Consider the following 22,470-nt stretch of genomic DNA (forward strand, 5'->3'; position numbering starts at 1 on the left):
AGACTAACCATTTCCAAAAATTGACGAAGATACAGCTTCTTTTAATTAACTTACTCTATGACAAGTTTTAATCGCTCTACCAGTCGTCGGTTGAAGAAATTATCCCAAATTCCTTCTGTATGGGAGGGCGATCGCCGTCCGTTGTCATCATCACAAACTCAGCCAAGAGACGCAGAAGGAAAGGGTGATTGCATACTTTGGGTGGATGGCTCTCAAGGCATTGTGAGAGGCATGGATGTGGTAGGATCCGACACTGGCCCGGAAGCAGTTGTTCGTACCTTAATGCGGGCAATGGAGCATCCTCATAGTCCGGCCAAACCTGCTCGTCCGCAAAGAATTGTCGTCCGCGATCGCGAGATCCAATTTTATCTGCGTGGAGTCCTGCAAGACTTAGACATTGCCATTGACTACGCACCAGAATTGCCTTTGATTGATGAACTGTTTCGCTCTTTTGGGGAAATCCTCGATAGCCAAATTCCCGATTTACCCCCCCAGTATGCACAAACCTTGCAAGATAAGGCATTTGCAATTTGGCAGGCATCTCCTTGGGAGTTTTTAGAAGAACAACAAATCTTGTCTATAGAGATTAATAAGTGGGATGTTGGTAAACTCTACGCCTCAGTCATGGGAATGCTGGGGATGGAATATGGAATTTTATTCTATCGTTCTGAAGATTCTTTAAAGCAGTTTCGCGCAGCCGTGTTAAGAGATGAGGAATCACAAGGGCGTTTGGAAGAAGCATTTCTCAAACAGGATTGCCTGTTTCTCACTTTTGAGCGTAGTGATGAAACAGATGAAGTTGAGGATGATGAAGGTGACTTAGCAGATCTACCGTTATCAGAAATTGACCCTACCTTTGGTAATATCCATCCTTTAGAAGGACTACGGTCTGTTTTGTATGACGAAGAAGCACTTGTGGTTTTTGTGGCTTTAGAGAGCCTGAACCGCTTTATCCGCGATCACCGTCGCCAACTCTATGGAGACTCATTCCCTAGCCTCAGCCATCGCTATCGGATTACCCTTCCTCAGTCCAATGAAGCGACTAAAACAGTATCTGTGACTGTCTCTACTATGCCAGAGTTGGCAGCGGAATTAGAGGAAATGGCCGGCTTAGATATCGAGGATGGGGAGATAGGGGAATCTTCCACGATGTTACGTTCATTACGAGATGATTTGATCCCAGAAGACTCTTTCCTCAGTTTGGGAGTAGTCTCTTGGGAAATGCTGGAGTATTTACGTCAAGGTGTTACCTATCATCCCGTCGGTGAAATTCAACAAGTAGGTGACGGGTTGCCTGTAATTTTAATTCAAACTTCTCGTCCCAGAGGTAAGACGGTAATTGAACATTTAGAAGCCGCTGGGGGACTGAAAGCAATTTGTTTTAATCCTGGTGCCGATCCCTTTGATGGCAATAACTATGACTTGGGTTTATTACAAACTCACAATGATGAATTGTTCTTATTCGGCGAATTTTTAGATGACGATCCCATTCATGTAGAAGCCCGAAAAAAATGGAATCAGCGCTGCAAAAATACCAGAGGCTACTGTGGTTTAATCATTGCTAAAGGATTGACGGGATCAGCCCGTGGCAACCCGCAATTGCGAGATATGATGGCTCTGTTTGAAGCGCGATCGGTTTCTCCAAAAGATTTAGGCATTGGTACTTTGCAACTCGTACCTCAACTTCAATTTGAATAGTGCTGCCTCAAAAGGAGATCAATGCTTCCTGATTAAATAATTACTAAGATTGAAACTGGATAACATCTCGAACAGCATTGCATTCCGGAATGGCTACACAATTGCTGACTCTGCAAAATATCCTCTAGAGTACGAACTTTGAGATTAATTGTGAGTAGTGTTAGCACTGCTCCTACCTAGCTGGCTTCAACGATGGCAGAACATAGCATTTGGGCTAAATCACTAAATAGAAGCTAGTTCAAAAAAATAGTTTTCATTACGATGTATAAAACATCTCAGTTTCCTTTGAGCAAGTCTCTAGCAGCTTGCCTATAGTCCTGTCTTACCTTGCCTGTGTGTCTATTTTCTAGTGAGATTAACTCTATCTACTTACCATAAGTAGCCGTAATATTTATTACTTCTATTTTGACTTGTTCGCTCTCAAGCGTTCTCGTTCTCTCGTGCCCTTTCGGGGAAGCAAGCTACGCGTTAGCGTCTCCACAACAAAAGAGAGTTTTCGCAGGGTAGGGTAGGAAATGCCGTCGCGTTGTAGCAAGTGGCGTGATTATGAAACATTTATTGGATAGGCGTTTCAGATTTTCATCTGTCGCAATCATTTTTAAAATTGGTATTACTTGCTCATAACTTTATGAAGTAACTATATTCTTATCTTTTTCTAGTGACTGTTGGGGCTAGTAATAACAGTATAAAATAGTACATTAAATAAAATATATAGACAAAGTTGAGCCAGTTTAAATTCAGCAAAATTGTTTCAATATCTGCTTTTCTCTTATTCAGCACTTTGTTATTTATCAATCTTATTCATTGAAAGTTTAGCCTAACAAAGGCTGCTTTATAATTTTTTTATAAATCTAGATAACTACTGTTATTTAGCCAGACAATAAAGATTATTTAAATTTTAGTCAGAATCGCTCTAATAAATGCACTTAAAAAATATTGAGGTGTACAATATTTTTTATACAGTGATGGTTATTTGCATAATGTTTGAATAGCAAGCATTTTTTAGAAGCTGTTTTAAAACACTTCAACAGCTAGAGCACCTATCTGGAATTAAATTTTAATTTAATATCGATAGCAACTCTAGTTTTAGAAGTAGGCTGAATCTACCACATATCATAGTACATTAGCCCTATCAGGAATGAGTAATCATCTTCCCAAAATTAATGCTGGCAAATATTTATTTTTCCAATAAAACTACTGAGCTATATAAGTTAGGTAGAAATTTAAAAAATTTGCTAGCAATTATAGATTAATTGAGTGGAGGTCAATAGCATTATCAAGTTTTGATTATTCTATCCAAAGCCTGATTGATGAAAGCAATGTATTTAATATGAAGGTAGTAACAGTCTAGTAGATAAAAGTGTCAATTCTAGTAGAAAATATGAAAACAAAAAATACCAAAGCCTTACTCTTAGAAAAATCTTAATTTACGAGTATGAAGTTTAATAACAGTAACATGAAGAAGTGCGAAAAGTCCCCTTCTTATGGAGACCTAGCTAGTTAGTGTGAACTTTACTACGAGCGATCGCAAACTACATATGTTACTAAAACATCTTTACCAGCCAGCATTTAACAATGATAATTTTCTCGCACTTGATTGTTAAATGTTATGGTATTATGTTCTCTCCAGAGTTTTGTAGCGAACTGAGTCTAGAGAGAAAGAGAAATGCTTTTGATAAAGAAAAACTGGGGTAATCTTTATTTTGTTAACAGCATGGATACCCACTGATTTAGAAAATTGAACTGTCAGCATTTAGTCGCTATACTTTTGCCGATATAAATTACTTTTACGGCAAGTGTGCGCTATTTTCCCTGTCACAACAGTAACAAATGAATCATGCCTTTTATATTTTATTGGAAAATGAACAAGATTTGACAAAAATAGCATTTTTAATATTAATGGCATTGCTTGTTTACTGGCACTAATTCTTAAGAATATTATCTTTTTATTCTTTAGTTAGATGTCTTTGATGATGTTAATATATAGCAACTAGCATGATAATGACAAATAAAAAGTGGGCCGTAAAACGTATAACAGTTAATCTCGCAGCACAGGAAGCTGAAAAACTGGAACAATATTGTCAGCAGACTGGTAGACCAGCAACCGATGTTATTCGGGAACTGATTAGAGGTTTACCTATCTCTGAAGATACGAAAGAACCCAGTAGGTAGGAAGGTGTGTGCCAAAAACACTTCAAATACTTGTTTTCATTCAGTCGTTATTAAGTGAATGCTGAGTTACTTAATCCCTAGACTTGACCTATTTATTAGGTATTATTTGTTACTTAGAAACTTTGGGATACAAAAGTGTGTAACCGGACACCGCTATGCATGTATGTGCTAATCGACTGAATATGAGTAGCAAATTCCGACACCAAGCCAGTTACAATCTGTAAAGAAACTGAAAAGGAACGACGGAATGCGCGTTGCAATCGTAGGTGCGGGACTGGCAGGGCTAGCAACTGCCGTGGATTTAGCTGATGCTGGCTGTGAAGTACAGATTTTTGAGTCCCGTCCGTTTGTTGGTGGAAAAGTTGGCAGTTGGGTAGATGGCGATGGCAACCATATTGAAATGGGGTTGCACGTGTTTTTTGGCTGCTACTATCAGCTGTTTGACTTGATGAAGAAGGTAGGGGCGTTAGACAATCTACGCCTAAAAGAACATACCCACACTTTTATCAATAAAGGGGGGCGCACTGGTGCTTTAGATTTTCGTTTCTTCACAGGTGCGCCTTTTAATGGGTTAAAAGCATTTTTCACGACTTCCCAACTATCATTACAGGATAAATTGCAAAATGCGATCGCCTTAGGCACTAGCCCAATAGTTCGCGGTTTGGTGGACTTTGATGGGGCGATGAAAACCATTCGCAATTTAGATAAAGTCAGCTTTGCCGATTGGTTTCGCAGTCATGGTGGTAGTGAAGGTAGCATTAAGCGGATGTGGAACCCCATCGCTTACGCTTTAGGATTTATTGATTGCGAAAACATTTCTGCCCGTTGTATGTTGACAATTTTTCAGTTTTTTGCAGTTAGAACTGAAGCTTCAATACTGCGGATGCTGGAAGGTTCTCCCCATGAATACCTGCACAAACCCATCTTGGAATATTTAGCAGCTAGAGGTACTCAAGTTTACACCCGTCGCCAAGTGCGGGAAATTCAGTTTGCAGAACAAGGGGAACAAACCCATGTTACAGGTATAGTAGTTGCCCAAGGTGAGACAGAAGAAGTGGTTACTGCTGATGCCTACGTCTTTGCCTGTGACGTGCCTGGAATTCAACGCATCCTGCCTCAACAGTGGCGTCAGTGGCCAGAATTTGACAATATTTACAAACTAGATGCCGTGCCAGTCGCCACAGTACAGCTAAGGTTTGATGGTTGGGTAACAGAACTGCAAGATGAAGAGCAACGCAAACAGCTAAATCATGCCGCGGGGATAGATAATTTGCTCTACACAGCGGATGCTGACTTTTCTTGCTTTGCAGATTTAGCCCTGAGTAGCCCTGCTGATTATTATCGCCCAGGACAGGGTTCATTGTTGCAGTTAGTGCTGACACCGGGAGATCCGTTTATCAAACAAAGCAATGAAGCGATCGCCCAGCACGTTCTTAAGCAAGTGCATGAACTCTTCCCCTCGTCGCGAGAGTTAAATATGACTTGGTACAACGTGGTAAAACTTGCCCAGTCTCTTTACCGAGAAGCGCCAGGGATGGATATATACCGTCCTAACCAAAAGACACCAGTGCCTAATTTCTTCTTGGCAGGCAGTTACACTCAGCAAGACTACATCGATAGTATGGAGGGAGCAACAATTTCCGGGCGACGTGCGGCAAAAGCGATTTTGGAGAATGTAAAGCAATAACGAACCGCACGAGGCAAGAAAAAGCGCAGAGGAAGGAAATAAAAATGTCAGACTGGCTAGAGCATAGTGTACAGGTCGAGGTTGAGGCTCCTATAGATTTAGTATGGAGTCTCTGGTCTGATTTGGAGCAAATGCCCAAATGGATGAAGTGGATTGATTCTGTGAAAATATCGCCTGATGATCCAGATATATCTATTTGGAAGCTGAGTACTGGCGGTCTGGATTTTACTTGGAAATCCCGGATTCTCAAAGTCATACCCAATCAGATTATCCAATGGCAATCAATTGATGGCTTGCCCAATCAAGGAGCGATTCGCTTTTACGATCGCCACACTAGTAGTATTGTCAAAATGACTATTTCCTACGCTATCCCCGGCTTTCTTGGCAAAATCATGGATAACTTGTTTTTAGGAAGAGTTGTTGAGTCAACAATTCAAGCAGATTTAGAAAGGTTTCGACAATACGCCCTCAATAAGTAATAGCTAACAGAAATTTGCTACTGAAAAATCAGGAGATTTTGCGATTTAAAAGCCTGCGGCCGCAGGCTTTGATTTTGTATGGAATACTTAAAATTGTTTTCTCATTTACTGAGGAAGTGACAACACCCAATCTTTCAAAAGAGAGTTGACTTGATTTGGTATTTCATCATGAGGACAATGACCCGCCATGAGAAAATGTTCTTGAAGTTGTGAATAATATTGGCGAAACTTTTGGGAACGCTCTCTAGCATTCATCCAAGGGTCAGCTTCTCCCCACAACAACAATAAAGCACAAGTTAATTGCTTCAGCAGTACATCAACTTTTTCTCCTTGGGGAGTACTAAACACCGAGACAAATACATCAAATGCACCTGCATCGTAAGCCGGCCGATAAATCTCTTCTATCAACTGGTCTGTAATTGCACTCTTGTCCAAATAAACTTTTTCTAGGGTTTGGCGAATTACCCAACGTTGTCGCACATATTGAAATAATAAAAACTGGGCTAAAGGTTGCTGAAACATCCACTTCACACTGTCACCCAGCAACTTCTGCAATCCCGATTCTTGTTTGGGAGGCTGAATTTGTGTTTGCAAAGCTTCGGGTTCAGATGTTGGCTGTTCGTTAAAGGGGCCTGCACTGTTCAGTAAGACTACACCAGCAGCACTATCGGGGCGTTGTGCAGCAACACACAAGGAAGCATAGCCACCGAGAGAGTTACCTACTAAAACTGCTTTTTGACCAATGATTTCACTGATAAAGTCGTAGAGTTGGTCACGCCACAAGTCACCACCGTACTGCATTTTAGGTTTGGCTGAGCGTCCAAATCCCAATAAATCGATCGCAAATACTTGAAAATCTTGGCTTAGTTCTGCGATGTTCTTGCGCCAGTGGTCTGTGGAAGCACCAAACCCATGTACAAATAACAAGGGCGGACGTTGCGGATGTTGTTCTCCGGCTCGTACATAGTAAACTTTGTGCCCTCGCCACTGCCAGTATTGACCGGGAATTGGGGTTGTAGAGGGGGCTGTAATTGCCTGCATGATTCTAAAGAAATGTGAAGTAGCTTTTAATAATTGTAATCCAGCACAAAGGTTCGGTTGAAAGTAGTGAAAACCAATATCAACAGTCAGATTGTTAGGTTTAGTTAGCCTACAGTAAAACAGGGTTTATCGGTAAAATTTAATACATTATATATTTACCCTCAAATGTTGGATAAACGAAGTAAAAAACTATTATTTACTATTAATTTTTTTCATTCTCAATCTAGCAATTGTGTCTATATGTGCTATTAAGATTGAGCTTTTTCCCTCTATTTGTTTAGATAAAAAATCATTTTTAATTTAACTCTATTTGATGATGTAAAAAAGCTTACATTAGCAAATTTGATATAAAGTTAAAATATACTTAACTTAAAATTAATCTACTGTTAATCAATAACTAAGAATCTAATTAATGATGTCAATAACAAATTAACTAGTATCAAAATCACTCTGATATACAACGAAAAAATTCCAAAATTAGTGATTAACTCGAGAAACAAGAACTTTTAAATACTTACTCAAATAAATTGTTATTGACATTAATTCAAATTTAAATATTTCAACAAAGCCTTGGTGACGGGACATACAAGCTCAAGATTTTAACTTTTAAATAAGGTTTGATATAGATAAAACTAAAGTTAAATGTAGAAAATGTTTACTTTCATGTTTTAACTAAATAGACCTTATTTAAAATATAAATATCTGGTAAATAATAATGCATTAATCTGAGAAATATTAAACAGATATTAGTATCTGGATTCTACAAAAATTTTCTCTGAATAAATTAAAAATTAATATGGTCAAATCCAAACAGATAACCACAGCTATTAACCTGAGTGACCCGCAGTATTACTTTAATAGAGAGCTAAGTTGGTTAGAATTTAATCGGAGAGTTTTGCATGAAGCGTTGGATTTGCGTACACCTTTATTGGAAAGACTGAAGTTTACCGCTATCTTCAGTTCCAATTTAGATGAATATTTCATGATTCGCGTGGCAATTATAAAAGATCAAGTCCAAGCGCAGGTAAGTAAAAAAACTCCAGATGGTTTAACTCCACAAGAACAATTAAAAGCGATCGCACAATTACTACGTCCAATGGTGATTAAGCAACATCACAACTTTGAGAAGGTGTTGCGTTCAGAAATGGCATCCCAAGGTATTCATATTCTCAATTACATAGATATCAGTTCAGAACAACGTTCTTACCTGCGAAAGTTATTTAAACAGCGGATTTTTCCAGTTCTGACACCCTTAGCAGTAGATCCTAGCCATCCCTTTCCCCGAATGGCGAATCTCAGTCTGAACTTGGCAGTAGTTGTCAAAGATCCAGTCACAGAGAAACAAAAGTTTGCCAAAGTCAAAGTGCCAAATATTCTGCCGCGATTTATTGAGTTACCTCAAGATTTACAACCAGAAAATGGCAGAGTAAATCATTGGATGGGTGTACCAATAGAACAGGTAGTAGCTCACAATTTAGAAACTTTATTTCCTGGGATGATCGTTCAGGAATATCACCTATTTCGGCTGACTCGTAAGGCAGATTTAGCAGTAGCGAAAGAAGAAGCAGATGACTTACTATTAGCAATTCAGCAAGAGTTACGAGGACGACATTTTCGTGGTTCTGTAGTACGTTTAGAAATTCAACCATCAATGCCTCAGTCTGTGCGACAAATGTTATGTCCAGAAATGGAACTGACTGAGACAGATGTTTATGAAATAGATGGACTGTTAAATTTAAAGGATTTAATGTCGTTCCTGGCTTTGCCATTACCGGAACTGAAAGATTCACCTTGGACACCGATAATTCCACCTCGGCTGCATGATATTCATCAATGCAACCAAATAACTAAATCAAATAAAGCAGAAGCAACAGAGAATATTTTCTCAATAATTCAACAAAATGACTTGCTAGTACATCATCCCTACGAATCTTTTAGCGCCTCTGTAGAGCAATTTATAGCTCAAGCTGCCCGCGATGCTCATGTCCTGGCAATTAAAATGACACTTTATCGCTCTTCTGGAGATTCTGAGATTTTTCAGTCTCTGATTACTGCGGCGGAAAGTGGCAAACAAGTTGCTGTCCTTGTAGAATTAAAAGCCCGTTTTGATGAAGAAAATAACATTACTTGGGCACAGAAACTAGAAAAGTCTGGGATTCATGTTGTATATGGCTTGGTGGGACTCAAAACTCACACCAAAATAGTCTTGGTGGTGCGTCAGGAAGGAGAAAAGATTCGTCGCTATGTTCATATTGGCACTGGCAACTACAATCCGAAAACAGCAAAGTTATACACCGATTTAGGGCTGTTTAGTTGTCGAGAAGATTTAGGTGCAGATTTAACTGATTTATTTAATTACTTAACGGGCTATGCCTATCAACATTCTTACCGCAAGCTGCTAGTATCACCTGTAAGTATGCGCGATCGCATGATTGCCTTGATTCGCCGCGAAATTGAACACAGCAAAAACGGTAAAACTGGTCGGATCGTTGCCAAGATGAATTCTCTGGTAGATCCGCAAATTATTACCAGCCTCTACGCCGCATCGCAATCTGGAGTACAAATTGACCTAATTGTTCGAGGTACGTGCTGTTTGCGTCCGGGAGTACCAGAAATCAGCGAGAATATCCGCGTGATCAGCATTATTGGCCGCTTTTTAGAACACTCTCGGATTTTTCACTTCCATAATAATGGGCAAAATGAAGTATACATTGGTAGTGCTGACTGGATGCCTCGTAACTTAGATCGGCGTGTAGAAGCTGTTACACCAGTGGAAGATCCCAAGATTTCCCAAACTTTACAAGATATTTTGGAGATTATGCTGGCAGACAATCGCCAAGCTTGGGATTTGCAATCAGATGGTTCCTATATTCAACGTCGCCCCCGTAAGCATGAGCCAGAACGCAGTAGCCAAAACACACTGATGGAAATATGGCAATCATTTAAAACAGATGTCTAAATAATGTCACTAAAGTTGTGGTAAATTGCCCAGAGGCGAGAAGTCACTGGCTGACAAAGTATGTTGCAGATTACAGGGAAAACGAAACTTTTAGGGGTGATTGGACATCCAGTGGAACATTCCTTATCACCAGTGATGCACAATGCGGCGATCGCCCAGTTGGGATTAGATTATGTTTATCTTCCCTTTCCGATAGCACCAGAGAATTTAGAAGTTGCGCTCGCAGGTTTTGCGGCTGTTGGGGTTGTTGGCTTTAGTGTCACGATTCCTCACAAACAGGCAATTATGCCATTATTATCAGAAATTACGCCCATTGCCCAAGCTATAGGAGCAGTTAATACTGTTACTCGCCAAGATCATCAATGGGTAGGCACAAATACAGATATAGAAGGCTTTATTGCCCCTTTGCAAACAACATATCATCAAGATTGGAGTCAGAAGGCGGCGGTAATTTTAGGTAATGGCGGTGCGGCGAGAGCAGTTGTAGCAGGTTGTCACCAGCTAGGTTTTGCAAAGATTCATGTTGTCGGGCGCAATCAGCAGAGGTTACAAGAATTTTACGATAGTTGGGATAATTCCTCACTAGCTGCGAATTTACAAGTCCATACATGGGATAAATTAGCCAAACTAATTCCGCAAGCAAATTTGTTGGTAAATACAACCCCAATCGGAATGTATCCCAAAGTTGATGAATCGCCGTTGAGTGCGACAGAAATTGCAGAGCTACCAAAAGAAGCGATCGCCTACGATTTGATATATATTCCTAAACCGACACAATTTCTCCAGTTAGCAGAAAAACAAGGTGCAATTGCGATCGATGGATTAGAAATGCTAGTTCAACAAGGTGTAGCAGCATTAAAAATCTGGTTGCAGCTAGAAACTGTACCTGTAGAAGTGATGCGCCAAGCACTGCAAAATCACCTGGGTTTAAGGTGAGGGACGTCGAGATGGAGACGACTTAAGTCTATGTTGATTCCATCCACTCAATACATTTATGCATTTGCTGGGCCATCGTATCAATATCAGCGTGAAATCTCCGCCCATGACCTGGTAACACCCACTCAAATGAGTAATCAGCTAATTTACGCATTGATTTAAGCTGTTCTGACCAGGAATACCAGCAGACATCGCGGAACGCAATCAATTGATCTATATCTTCTGACCAAGCAAGATGGTCGCCAGTAAAAAGAAACTTATTTTTATAAAGTAGAACAGTGTGTCCTTTAGAGTGGCCTGGAACAGGGATAATTAATAAATCTGGATTCAAAGCAAATACTTCAGAACCAGTAAGTTTGATTTCTACATTGCGAGTACCCGCAGAAATATCATCAGCATGAAGGATGCGTTGACATTGAAAATGTTCGGCAAACTTTTGATGGTCTGCTACATCATCTCTGTGAGTCAGGTACATATAATGAATTCCGCCCATCTCTTCTAGACGCTTCACTAAAGGCGGCGTAAACCGTGGGGAATCAACTAAAATATTACCTTCTGCTAATTGAATAAGATAGCTAGCAGCACCGTAAGATTTTTCGGAGTGGTAGCCACAGTGGTAAACATTTTCCTCGATTAAGTTCGGAAAAGTAGCTTGAGCAAATTTAATATCTTGTGGCTTTTCAACAGTGCCAATAGAACTAGTAGGACAAGCTAAAAGTGCTTGGAGTGCAGTTAATCTTTGTGCTTCATTTGTAGGTTGATGATAAACTGCCGATTGTTCATCAACACGATAAAACACTTCAGGAGTCATCCAGCGACAGGTATCACAATCGATACAGCTAGTATCTACATAAAAATCGCCGTTGACGTTTTCGGGGTGACGCAATTTTAAATTAGCCATGTTAAACCTCTGTGCGCTGTAGCTAATTACTCAGGAACGAGAAACTCTATATCACCACGCTAGCAAAAGTAACCTAATACTATTCTGCATCACCTTTGAAAAGGTAGTCTTAGCGTATTCCTGCGTCCCCTGGTCTTCTGTTTCCCCCACCCATCAATAAACCAATCTCTTCCACTGTCGCCGTCTGCGCATCCAAAATAGCAACAAACTCACCTCTGTAGATAACAGCAATGCGATCGCTCATGGCCATGATTTCTTCTAACTCAGTAGAAATATACAAAATTGCCGCCCCGCGATCGCGTTCTGCTAATAATCGAGAATGAACTGCGGCTGTCGCCCCCACATCTAACCCTCGTGTGGGTTGCATGGCGATAATTAAAGCTGGTTCCCGCGCTAGTTCTCGGGCTAACACCACCTTTTGCTGATTTCCCCCCGAAAGCTGGCTTACTTTGATATTTTTTCCTCTCGCCCGGATATCAAACTCTTGCATTGCAGCTTGGGCATGAAGAGCGATCGCTTCTTTTTGTAACAAAAAACGGCGACAAAATGGCAGATATTTAAAAGCTTTTAAAATCAAGTTTTGGGCAATGCTAAATTGCAATATCAATCCCATTGTTTGCCTATCTTCTGGAATGTAGCCCACTAAGGAAGGGTGATGCGTAAACTCAATTTTACCTTGCTTGATAGTTTGTAAACCCGCTAATGTATCAGCTAATTCTCGCTGTCCATTGCCATCTACACCAGCCACTCCTAAAATTTCTCCCGCCCGCAGTTCAAAAGATATATTATTTACAGCAGGAATACCTTTATCATCAGCAACTTGTAAATTTTGTACCGACAGTACAATTTCTCCTGGTGATGTATGACTTTTATTTAAATCTAAATCCATCTCCCGCCCTACCATCAATGCTGCTAACTGTTGAGGTGTCGCTGCTTCAGTTGATGTTGTTGCTACTACCTTTCCTTGGCGTAAAACTGTTATTGTATCGCAGAGATTCATTACCTCTTCTAATTTATGACTGATAAAAATAATTGTGTTGCCTGCGGCTGCTAGCTGGCGCAATATAGCAATTAATGATTCTACTTCTAGCGGTGTCAAAACTGCTGTTGGTTCATCAAGAATCAACAATTTTGCTTGGCGGTAGAGAACTTTGAGAATTTCTACTCGTTGTTGTGTTCCAACAGGTAAATTTTCAACTTTGGCAGTGGGGTTGATTTCTAATCTGTAAGCTTGGGATAACGCAGCAATTTCTTGCTGTTTTTTTTGTAGATTAAGATGCCAACTTTTCTGCGTTCCTAAGATAATATTTTCTGTGACAGTCAATTGGGGTACAAGCATGAAATGTTGGTGGATCATACCAATACCTAGTTTAATCGCCTCATGTGATGAGGTAATTTTTATTGGTTGTTCTTGGATGTAAATTTGACCAGCATCAGGTTGATAAAGTCCACTAATAATATTCATTAAAGTACTCTTACCTGCACCATTTTCGCCTAGAATTGCATGAATTTTTCCAGGTGCAATACTGACGCTGATATCGTCATTGGCAATAAAAGTACCAAAGTGTTTGGTAATATTTTCTAAGCGTAAATAGTTCATGTTAAGAAACCACAAATAAACACAGATACACACCGATGGATGATAGCTAGTTTTCAGTAATTTGGACCCGATTTTGAGGAGTAAATTTCTGAATGAGAAATTTTTTTAATATGTCTGGATGCTAAATCTATGCTGTTGCTTTCTTCACACAACGTGTATCTTTACCAGTCTCTTTGCAGTCTTCAAAAATTACTTTCTTATCAACAATTTCTTGCTTGGCATTCAATGCCTTTTGCTTAACTGTTTCCGGCACAATTGCACCAAATTTTCCTAAAAATAATATATCTGGTCTTTCTAAACCAATTGTGTATATTTGTCCTTTGATCTGTTTTTTTTGGGCTAATTCTGCTATATAAGCTATGGCTAAATCTAAGCGTTTAACAGCGCTGGTTAAGACAGCTTTTGGTGCAACATCTAATTGATCGTTTGTATTACCAAAAGCATATACTCCTTTTTCTCCTGCTGTTTGCAATACTGCGGCTGAGGCATTATCTAACCATTGATAGATGACATCAGCGCCAGAAGAAATTAAAGCGAGAGTTGCTTCTTTGGCTTTAGCAACATCATTCCAATCACCTGTAAAAGTAGAAGTAATTTGGATATTTGGTTTAACAGATTTTGCCCCTAATTCAAATCCCCGCAGTTCTCCCTCGGTTGCGGGAAACTTTTCCCCAGCAATATAAGCTAATTTATTAGATTTAGTGACAGAAGCGCCGATAATGCCACATAAATAGCTAGCTTGGAGGTGATCTATTCGTAAAGAGGCAATGTTTTCTCCTTTGAGATTACCATTTACTCCCACAAAAAAGGTATTGGGGAACTGTGAAGCGACTTGTTCAATTGCTGCATCAAATTGTCCGCCATGCGCGAAGATGAGATTGTAGCCTTTACGAGCAAAATCTGTTAGTGCTTCTGTTTGATCTGCTTGTGCTACTTTTTCCACATAGGCGGTTTCTGCACCTAGCTTTTGTTTGGCTAGGTTGACGCCTTCATAACCAGATTGATTCCAAGCTTTGTCGGTGATAATTCCAGGGAGAGCGATCGCTATTTTAAACCCTTCAGTACCACCCGTTGTTGTCGCTGTTGGTGTCGTCTGGTTATTACTGCAAGCTTTCAGCAGTAAGCTAGTACCAAACGCCGCTGAACCAAACAAGATAAATTGACGCCGACTAAAGTTTGTTGTCATACCTCGCCTTCAAATAGATAAATATTTTAGTTATTTCAACACTCTAAAGTCGGAGGTGATATTTGGGAAGCAGTTTCTTAATTTTTCTCACTGTTGACTGAAGACAAAATTAGATAAGTCAACAACACTGAAGAGATATGAGTTAATCGAGAATAAGGCTAATCCCATGTACAAAAATAAGGAACTTTGGCGCGTCATCCTGGCGGTATCAATAATTATAGTTGGAGTGACGCACTTTGTTGTTCCACAACCATACGTCAAAATTATGCCCCCACAACTGCCATATCCTTTAGGATTAGTTTATCTCAGTGGCTTTTATGAAATTTTGGGTGGGATAGGATTATTAGTCCCGCCTGTAAGTCAAGCAGCTGCTTGGGGATTAATTTTATTATTCATTGCCGTTTTCCCTGCCAATATTAATATGGCAGTTAATCATATTAATATTGAAACTATACCTTATTCAGATTCCCCTTGGGTGCAAGCAATTAGGTTACCCTTTCAAGCAGTTTTTATTGCTTGGGCTTGGTGGTATACCAAACCTTCAGACAAGGAAAAACAAGCGTCAATAATTCCCAAGTCACTCATTCCTAAAGAGTTAGAATGGTAATTTGATAATTTTATGAGTACATCTCAAACAGTACAACAATTGCACGCAGAATTGATCACATCAGAAAACTTTCGGCGTTATGGACAGGTGATTTTTCCTAGCTCGGATGGTAAGGCTTTTGATGCAGAAGATGCCCAATTAAATCTACAAAATGGCACTCCACGATTTTATATTATGCGCCTGCATAGTAGAGGGCGGAAGTTTCATAAAATTACTCGCCATATGCAATGTACTCAATGTTTAGGTTCTTTGGCAGGGAAAGATTGGTTAATTGCAGTTTGTCCTCCTGATAATGAATTAGATGAACCAGTGTTAGCAGAGATTGCAGCTTTCCGCATTCCAGGGAATTGTTTTATTAAAATAAATCAGGGAACTTGGCACGCAGGCCCTTATTTTGAGCATGAAACTGTAGATTTTTATAATTTAGAGTTGAGTGATACGAATGTGGTGGATCATTTCACACATGATTTTCTCAAGAGTAATCAGTTAGAGTTTGAGATTACTGAACAAGGCAAAAGTAAAAACTCAAAGGATTGAATGATGCAATCTCAATCACTACGTCTAATTAAACTACTAATCAGTGCAACCAAATCAGCTGGTTCTACAGGCTTGGAAATATGCCTCTGAAATCCTGCTTTTATTGCCTGCTTTTCATTAATCTCGCCAGCATAGGCAGTTAAAGCGATCGCTTTGATATTTCCTCCCTGATCTGGTGGTAGATTTCTCACCTGCTGCATCAACATATAGCCATCGATCTGCGGCATTCCAATGTCACTTAACAATATATCTGGTTTAAACTGCCTCAACGCTGCGAGTGCTTCTGTTGCCGAACCTGCTATTGCCACGTTTGCTCCTTCATTTTCCAGTACGAACGCCACAAAATCGCGGCTATCAGCATCATCATCTACAACTAAAATCCTAATGCCATTTAAGTTTAAGGCTTGCTCCATCTGCCCAGCATCCTCATAGGTTTGAGATTTAATCAGCAGTAGTGGTAACCTTAACGTAAAGCTCGCTCCTAGTCCTTCTCCTAAGCTTTGGGCAAAGACAGTGCCACCATGTAACTCAATTAAATGACGCACAATTGCCAGACCTAAACCTAAACCGCCAAACTTTCTGGTTGTAGCGCTATCAGCTTGACGAAAGTAATCAAATACGTAAGGCAGAAACTGTGGAGAAATACCTTTGCCATTATCACTAACAGTAATTTGAGCAACTGAGTCAAAGCGCTCTAGCCGAATTTCTACCAGCCCACCTGACGGCGTAAACTTAATGGCATTCGACAGCAAATTCCAGACAACTTGTTGTAAGCGGCTAGAATCCCCAGTAACTTGTCCTAAATTTGCTTCCAACATCGTCTGTATTGTAATTGACTTAGCTTCAGCCGCCAGCCGTACTGTTTCGATCGCACCGTTAATTACCGATGTCAAATCAACTGGGCTAACATTGAGATTGAGTTTGCCTTGGAGAATCCGAGATACATCTAACAAATCTTCAATCAGTTGGGCTTGTAATTTGGCATTCCGCTCGATAGTTTTTAAAGCTTCAGTTGTTTTTGCTGAGTCTAACTTTTGGGATTGCAGTAACCGCGACCACCCTAAGATAGGGTTAAGGGGTGTACGCAACTCATGGGACAGTACCGCCAAAAACTCATCTTTAATCCGGTTTGCAGTTTCGGCTTGTTCCCGTGCAGCTTGCTCTTGTTCCAGTAGGTGAATACGCTGTTGTTCGAGTTGTTTTTGGTCTTCAATATCCGTTGCTGTACCGAACCATTTGATCGCTTGACCCTGCTCATTCTTTAATGGTACAGCTTGATGTAAATGCCAGCGATACAGTCCATCTGCTCGGCGCATTCTTCCTTCTGCTTGATAGTAAGTACCATGCTGTTGAGCCATTGCCCAATTTTGACTTATACTGGGCGCATCCTCCGGATGAACAACGGCTTGCCAGCCTTCAGTTTGGGCTTGTGCCAAAGTTAACCCAGTGTAAGTACACCAGCGTTGATTGACATCAATCAGTAATCCTTGTGTATCGGCTGTCCAAACTAATTGGGGAATGGATTCAGCTAAATACCGATAGCGTTCTTCACTTTCACGCACGGCTGCTTCTGAAAGTTTGCGCTCAGTAATATCTAGCAATGTGCCAAAAAAATCAACGGTTCGCCTAGACTCACCTTCTCCTGCAAATAAGGCTTGCCCCTTAGCTAATACCCAACGTTCGCTGCCATCATTCCAGATAATACGGTACTCAATTTCATAGATTCCTGATGATTGGGGGTCAATCGCAGCATTTACAGCAGTTACCACCCTGGCTCGATCATCTGGGTGCATCCGCTCGATTACCTGTGGCAAAGGAATCATCACCGCGTCATCCGGCTCGCCCCAAATCTCGCGCATTCGCTCATCCATTTCGACCAGATTAGTATCCAGGTGCAGCCGCCATCCACCTAAGTGAGCTACCTGAATCGCTAAACGCGCCCACTCCTCACTTTGGCGCAATGCTTGTTCTGCTTGTTGCTGCTGCGTGATGTCTCGATAAATCAGCAAAATCGCATTGAAATTATTGTGTTCGTCGTAGAGTGGCGCTGCCGAGATGCTGACCACAACCGTTGAACCATCGCGTTGGCAACGGTAGGTTTCCACCCCAACAAACACTTCTCCTTTGGCGATCGCTTCTCGGACTTGGCGACATTCGTCTCGTTTCTCCTCAGGAACAATCGGAATCGGTTGACCTAAAACTTCGGCTGCACTCCAGCCAAACAATTGCTCTGCTGCCCAATTCCAAAGTTGCACTGTCATGTTTGGTTCAATCACCACAATTGCCAACGGTGAAGCCTGGACAAGCGTCGTAAAAGTTTGTAGATTCTGTTGAAGTTCGCGTTGTACCTGTTTGCGCTCGGTGATATCTGATATTGCTCCTACCACCCGCACCGGATTTCCTACTGAGTCTCTAATGATATAGGCACGATCCAGAACATCAGCATAGGAGCCATCAGCGCGACGAAAGCGATATTCATCTGTCCACACAGTTGCACCATTATTGAGGCAGGTTTCGTAACTGGCGTAGACTCGTGCAATATCTTTTGGATGCACACGCTCAACCCAGCCCGACATATCAGGTTCTAATTCTTCTGGTTGATACCCAAACACAATTTGCAGTCGCTCGCTCCACCACATCTGGTTTGTGAGGAGATTGCAATCCCAGATCACATCATTGGTTGCTTTGGCAATTAGTTGATACCGTTCTTCACTCTTTCGCAGATCTGCTTGAGATCGCTTGCGATTAGTAATATCCAACGCAATCCCTGTCATCCTTATGGGCTGTCCGTTATCATCGCAAAACGTTTGCCCAATCGCCGCCAGCCAGCGCTCTCCTTGGGTGGGATGAAAAATACGGAATTCTATATTCACGCTGGTGCGGTTTTCCAGTGCTGCACGCACTGCTTGATCGGTGCGATCGCGGTCTTGCTCAACGATCGAAATCAACCAATTTTCATAGGAAGGTTGAGTAATTGGCTCAAGACCATAAAGTCGGTAATATTCTTCTGACCAGGTGACTTGATTAGTTGTAATATCCCAGTTCCACACACCAGCATTGGCAGCCTGCTGAGCAATTCTCAGTCGTTCTTCACTCTGTTGTAGCGTCTGTTCTGCTTGCTTACGATGAGTGATGTCATTCACTAATGCCACAAAACCCGTAACATTTCCCTGGCGATCAAACTGAGGAACGTAGTTAACTACGGTATCTCGGATGTCACCTGCTTTACAAGGAATTCTGGTCTCAAACGTCACTTCATGGCCTGCAAGTACCTGCTCGACATAAGGACGAATTGTTTTATACACTACTTCGTCCAAAACTGACCACAGATACTTGCCATTCATTTGGGTGGTAGGTTTTCCAAACCACTCTTCATACTTGTGGTTGGTGAAGCGGTAACGCTGTTGGGCATCAACAAATGAAATTAAGACAGGCACAGCATTGGCGATCAACCGCAGTTCTTCTTCTCGCTGCTCTCTGGCTGCTTCAGCTTGAATTCGCTCCGTGACATCAATCGCCATCCCTGCAAGTACTTTTTGCCCAGATCCATTGCAGAAGGGAAACTTAAAGGACATATAGCTATGTTCCCCATCCTCCTGTTGCATAGTTTCCAGCATTTGCATTGGCTGGCCACTAGTCAGTACAGCCAGATCATTTGCGTGAAACTGCTCGGCTATGGTAGGCGGCAACAACTCAAAATCTGTTTTGCCCAGCAAATCTGATTGCGATCGCCCGTATACCCGCTCGATCCACGGATTTGCATAAAGATATCGCCCAGTTTCATCCTTAATAAATGCCGCAACTGGACTATAGTTCATAAAGCTTTGAAACAGTTCCTGACTTTCTCGCAGAGATGTTTCTGTTCGCTTGCGCTCTATAAACTGACCAATCTGGCTACCAATCGCCGCCATCATGTCTAATAAGTCTGCGTCTGGCTCTTGGATATGCTGGCTAAAGCACTCAATCACGCCCAGGATTTCGTCCTCTAGTAAAATAGGAAACCCAAAAGCAGACTGTAATCCCACCTCAGAAGCGAGTGCAGTTCTAGGGAAATTGCTGTCTTGACTTATTTGAGAGATCCACAGTGGTTGACGCTTTGCCCAAACCCGGCCTGGAAGCCCAACATTCTGTATAAAAGTCGTTTGCTGATTCGTTTCAACGAACTTCTGTAAATCCACATTTGGCGCTTGCCAGCAGTTGATATAGTCAAGAAAAGATTGATCGAGCACTACACCCCAGAGTACCCCAACTTGCCAGCCTAAATTTTCACACAAAGCCTGCAAAATGGCGGGGGCCGCTTCAGCAATCGTCTTTGCTTCAGCCAAAATCCGTGCAATAGCATACTGCACATCCTGGCGTTGCTCTGCCCGTTTGCGAGTGCTAATGTCACGGAAACACGCAGCAATTCCATCGGGTGATGGGAAAATTGACATCTCAACCCAACGCCCAGATGCCAGGGAAAATGCTTCTAATCGCACGCTAACTCGTTGGATCATCACTTGCCGCAGCGCTTGACTAGTAATTGTGTCTTGTTGAGCAACTTCAGGGAACACATCTTGCCAGCGTTGCCCTAGCAATTCCTGTGGCGATCGCCCTAGCATCCGAGCGGCTTCCTGATTGACGTAGGTGTAGCGCCAGTCGCGATTAAAGGTGACGAACGCATCACTGATATTTTCTAAGATAGCTGCCAGTTGATGCTCGGTTGCCTGTAAAGTTACTTCTTCGCAAGTTCTTTCTCTTATAGCCGATATGCCTGAATTATTTTCATTTTTTTGAGAAGCAGTTTGTTGTTGCTTTTTAGCCAAATGACGGGCAAACTGTTCTATAACTTCAGAGCGCGAAGTGCCTTGCTTTCGGGCTTCTTCATCTAATAGTCGCCAGGCAGTAGCGGTCAGCGTCATACTAAATCGCTGCTTGGTTTCACCGTCCCTATTGCTCACAAATTTACCTGTACTATCCCGCTTCATGAGGCTTCATCCGTATATATATACGGTTATTCTCATTCAACCCTACTTTTTCTCTATCCAAATCTCTCTTCAGGAAGATGATTTTGTGATTTATACTGCCGAAGACTCATTAATCAAAATTGGGACTCGCCTACTTGTATACCGCAGACACTACAGATTAACATCATAAGCCGCGCACGGTTCTGGATTCGGAGGCCGCCAGGATATTCAGCCAATAAGGCAATACAGTTCAGTTAAGAAAATTCATTGGCAACAAAGCTCATAAATAATTACTAAACAAAAAACCGAACAATTATTTTGGAGGGGGCTTGGGGGACGGTTGCGTCCCCCAATCGGGGGTTTGGGGGAGAATCCCCTAAATCTTGGTTTTTGCCCGACAGATAAGAACTCTTATCACCTTAACTGAACCGTATTGGCCAATAAGGTTCTATTGGCTGGAGGAGATCGAGTGTATGGCTTTCAACAACAAGCAGCCGCACTTTATTGAATGAGTGATGAGTTAGGTGTAGTCCGCCACAGGCAACGCTTGTGTGTTTGTTTCTTTACTTCTGAGGGTAAGAACAGGATTGTATGCTTTCAGGCTAGGAACTGGGGAGCGATCGCACTCAGTCCGCCTTGCTTGTCTATTCTCTATTAGGTCATCTTAAGTAGTCGTCATCAATTGCGTACACCAGTTTCTCTTTCTCCAACAAATTATGTTTTAGCTGCAATAATAGATCTCTTATTGAGACTTAGCTTTCTTTTGCCACTCTAGGCGGAGGAAAAAGAAAAATAGATTGCAATAAAAAAATCCTGGATTTGTTAGGCAGTTCGCCAATTTTGCGAAGCTCCCGCAGGCTAGAAGCACTGCTCAACAAGCAGTTCAGATTGGGCAGGCGATCGCAAAAAGTTATTGTTCACAAGGCTGTTTCAAAAACTCCTCTCATTAGTGAAGTGCGAGTCCTTCTACGCCGCCAAAAACTTACTTTTTGATGACAAAACTTCGGCATTAATGACGCCAGCAATTGCAAACTGTTTAAAGTATAGTGTTTCTACTTTTGTTAGTGGTATTCCACTCTACGCCTAATAGTCTATTCCTCTCGAACGTGAGAAGCGTTACTCTTTTTAATTGATTACAGTGACTGGCGTTCCAACACGCACCTGATGGAATAATTGCTGAACATCCTTATTATACATGCGAATACAACCGTGTGAAGCTGCTTTACCTACTGACTCAGGATTAGGAGTACCGTGAAAGCCAATCCAGTTTTTTCCATTTGTCCAAAATCCAATCCAGTAATGACCAAGAGGATTTTCAGGGTCTCCTCCTGGGATAGATTTACCTGTTAAAGGGTGTATCCAAATAGGGTCTTTCAACATTTCCATTACTTGAAAATTGCCAGTTGGAGTTGCCCAGCCTTGGCGACCTACTGCAATTGGATAATTTTTAATTCGTGTTTTTCCTTGGTAGACACTTACTTGACGGCGGCTAACGCTGATTACTAAATGAGTAGGTTGAGTTAATGAATTACCAATATTGTTAGCTCTTTGAATAACTAAATATTCTCGCAGTTTAGAAGTTAGATCTTGCTCAGAAGATAGAGATATTTCAGGGCTAAGATATAGCCCTGAAATATATATCAAAAGAGCTAAAATACCTGTTTTTTTTAACATATTAATAAATACAGCAGATTTGAGGTAAATGAGGCACAGTAAATATT

The 22,470-nt window shown here is 41.3% G+C and carries 14 protein-coding genes; 8 read left to right on the plus strand and 6 right to left on the minus strand.

Annotated features, from left to right (window positions below; genetic code table 11):
- Positions 1–57 precede the first annotated feature (57 nt).
- The 4 genes from BV375_RS11600 to BV375_RS11615 all read left to right on the plus strand — a co-directional run bounded on the left by BV375_RS11600 (position 58) and on the right by BV375_RS11615 (position 6,036).
- The gene (locus BV375_RS11600; RefSeq protein ID WP_086760533.1) at positions 58–1,698 is read left to right on the plus strand and encodes a hypothetical protein; all 1,641 of its coding nucleotides are present in this window, start codon (positions 58–60) and stop codon (positions 1,696–1,698) included.
- A 1,995-nt stretch (positions 1,699–3,693) separates the two neighbouring features.
- On the plus strand, positions 3,694–3,870 hold the full coding sequence (locus tag BV375_RS11605; protein ID WP_086760535.1) for a CopG family transcriptional regulator: 177 nt from the start codon (positions 3,694–3,696) through the stop codon (positions 3,868–3,870).
- A gap of 247 nt (positions 3,871–4,117) precedes the next feature.
- On the plus strand, positions 4,118–5,557 hold the full coding sequence (zds, locus tag BV375_RS11610) for a 9,9'-di-cis-zeta-carotene desaturase (RefSeq protein WP_086760538.1): 1,440 nt from the start codon (positions 4,118–4,120) through the stop codon (positions 5,555–5,557).
- Between the two features lie 44 nt (positions 5,558–5,601).
- The gene (locus BV375_RS11615) at positions 5,602–6,036 is read left to right on the plus strand and encodes an SRPBCC family protein (protein ID WP_086760540.1); all 435 of its coding nucleotides are present in this window, start codon (positions 5,602–5,604) and stop codon (positions 6,034–6,036) included.
- A gap of 105 nt (positions 6,037–6,141) precedes the next feature.
- Here the strand turns inward: BV375_RS11615 and BV375_RS11620 are convergent, their stop codons facing one another.
- Positions 6,142–7,077 carry an alpha/beta fold hydrolase gene (locus tag BV375_RS11620; protein ID WP_086760542.1) on the minus strand — a complete coding sequence of 312 codons (936 nt, stop codon included), beginning with the start codon at positions 7,075–7,077 and terminating at the stop codon, positions 6,142–6,144.
- Positions 7,078–7,873: 796 nt separating this feature from the next.
- On the opposite strand from BV375_RS11620, the gene ppk1 reads away from it, so the two are divergent.
- Both ppk1 and BV375_RS11630 read left to right on the plus strand, forming a co-directional pair.
- Complete coding sequence (gene ppk1, locus BV375_RS11625) at positions 7,874–10,036, plus strand: polyphosphate kinase 1 (protein ID WP_086760545.1); 2,163 nt, start codon at positions 7,874–7,876, stop codon at positions 10,034–10,036.
- Positions 10,037–10,096: 60 nt separating this feature from the next.
- Entirely contained in the window at positions 10,097–10,972 is an 876-nt protein-coding gene (locus BV375_RS11630) for a shikimate dehydrogenase (RefSeq protein WP_086760547.1), read from the plus strand.
- 28 nt (positions 10,973–11,000) lie between these two features.
- Here the strand turns inward: BV375_RS11630 and BV375_RS11635 are convergent, their stop codons facing one another.
- The 3 genes from BV375_RS11635 to BV375_RS11645 form a co-directional block, all read right to left on the minus strand.
- A complete protein-coding gene (locus BV375_RS11635) occupies positions 11,001–11,873 on the minus strand; it encodes an MBL fold metallo-hydrolase (protein WP_086760549.1) in 873 nt (290 codons plus the stop codon).
- Between the two features lie 109 nt (positions 11,874–11,982).
- Complete coding sequence (locus BV375_RS11640; RefSeq protein ID WP_086760551.1) at positions 11,983–13,473, minus strand: ABC transporter ATP-binding protein; 1,491 nt, start codon at positions 13,471–13,473, stop codon at positions 11,983–11,985.
- A 127-nt stretch (positions 13,474–13,600) separates the two neighbouring features.
- On the minus strand, positions 13,601–14,659 hold the full coding sequence (locus tag BV375_RS11645; RefSeq protein WP_086760553.1) for a BMP family protein: 1,059 nt from the start codon (positions 14,657–14,659) through the stop codon (positions 13,601–13,603).
- 166 nt (positions 14,660–14,825) lie between these two features.
- Here BV375_RS11645 and BV375_RS11650 point away from each other — a divergent pair, with 166 nt between their 5' ends.
- Together BV375_RS11650 and BV375_RS11655 are read left to right on the plus strand one after the other, a co-directional pair.
- Positions 14,826–15,266 (plus strand): DoxX family protein, encoded by a 441-nt coding sequence (locus tag BV375_RS11650; RefSeq protein ID WP_086760555.1) that lies wholly within the window; start codon positions 14,826–14,828, stop codon positions 15,264–15,266.
- 12 nt (positions 15,267–15,278) lie between these two features.
- Complete coding sequence (locus BV375_RS11655) at positions 15,279–15,803, plus strand: ureidoglycolate lyase (RefSeq protein ID WP_086760557.1); 525 nt, start codon at positions 15,279–15,281, stop codon at positions 15,801–15,803.
- An 11-nt stretch (positions 15,804–15,814) separates the two neighbouring features.
- Here the strand turns inward: BV375_RS11655 and BV375_RS38110 are convergent, their stop codons facing one another.
- Positions 15,815–20,770 carry a PAS domain S-box protein gene (locus BV375_RS38110; RefSeq protein WP_086760559.1) on the minus strand — a complete coding sequence of 1,652 codons (4,956 nt, stop codon included), beginning with the start codon at positions 20,768–20,770 and terminating at the stop codon, positions 15,815–15,817.
- Positions 20,771–21,874: 1,104 nt separating this feature from the next.
- Positions 21,875–22,423: a L,D-transpeptidase gene (locus tag BV375_RS11665; protein WP_086760561.1), complete on the minus strand. Its 549-nt coding sequence runs from the start codon at positions 22,421–22,423 to the stop codon at positions 21,875–21,877.
- Positions 22,424–22,470 lie beyond the last annotated feature (47 nt).

This window comes from Nostoc sp. 106C, assembly GCF_002154725.1.
Classification (GTDB): Bacteria; Cyanobacteriota; Cyanobacteriia; order Cyanobacteriales; family Nostocaceae; genus Aulosira.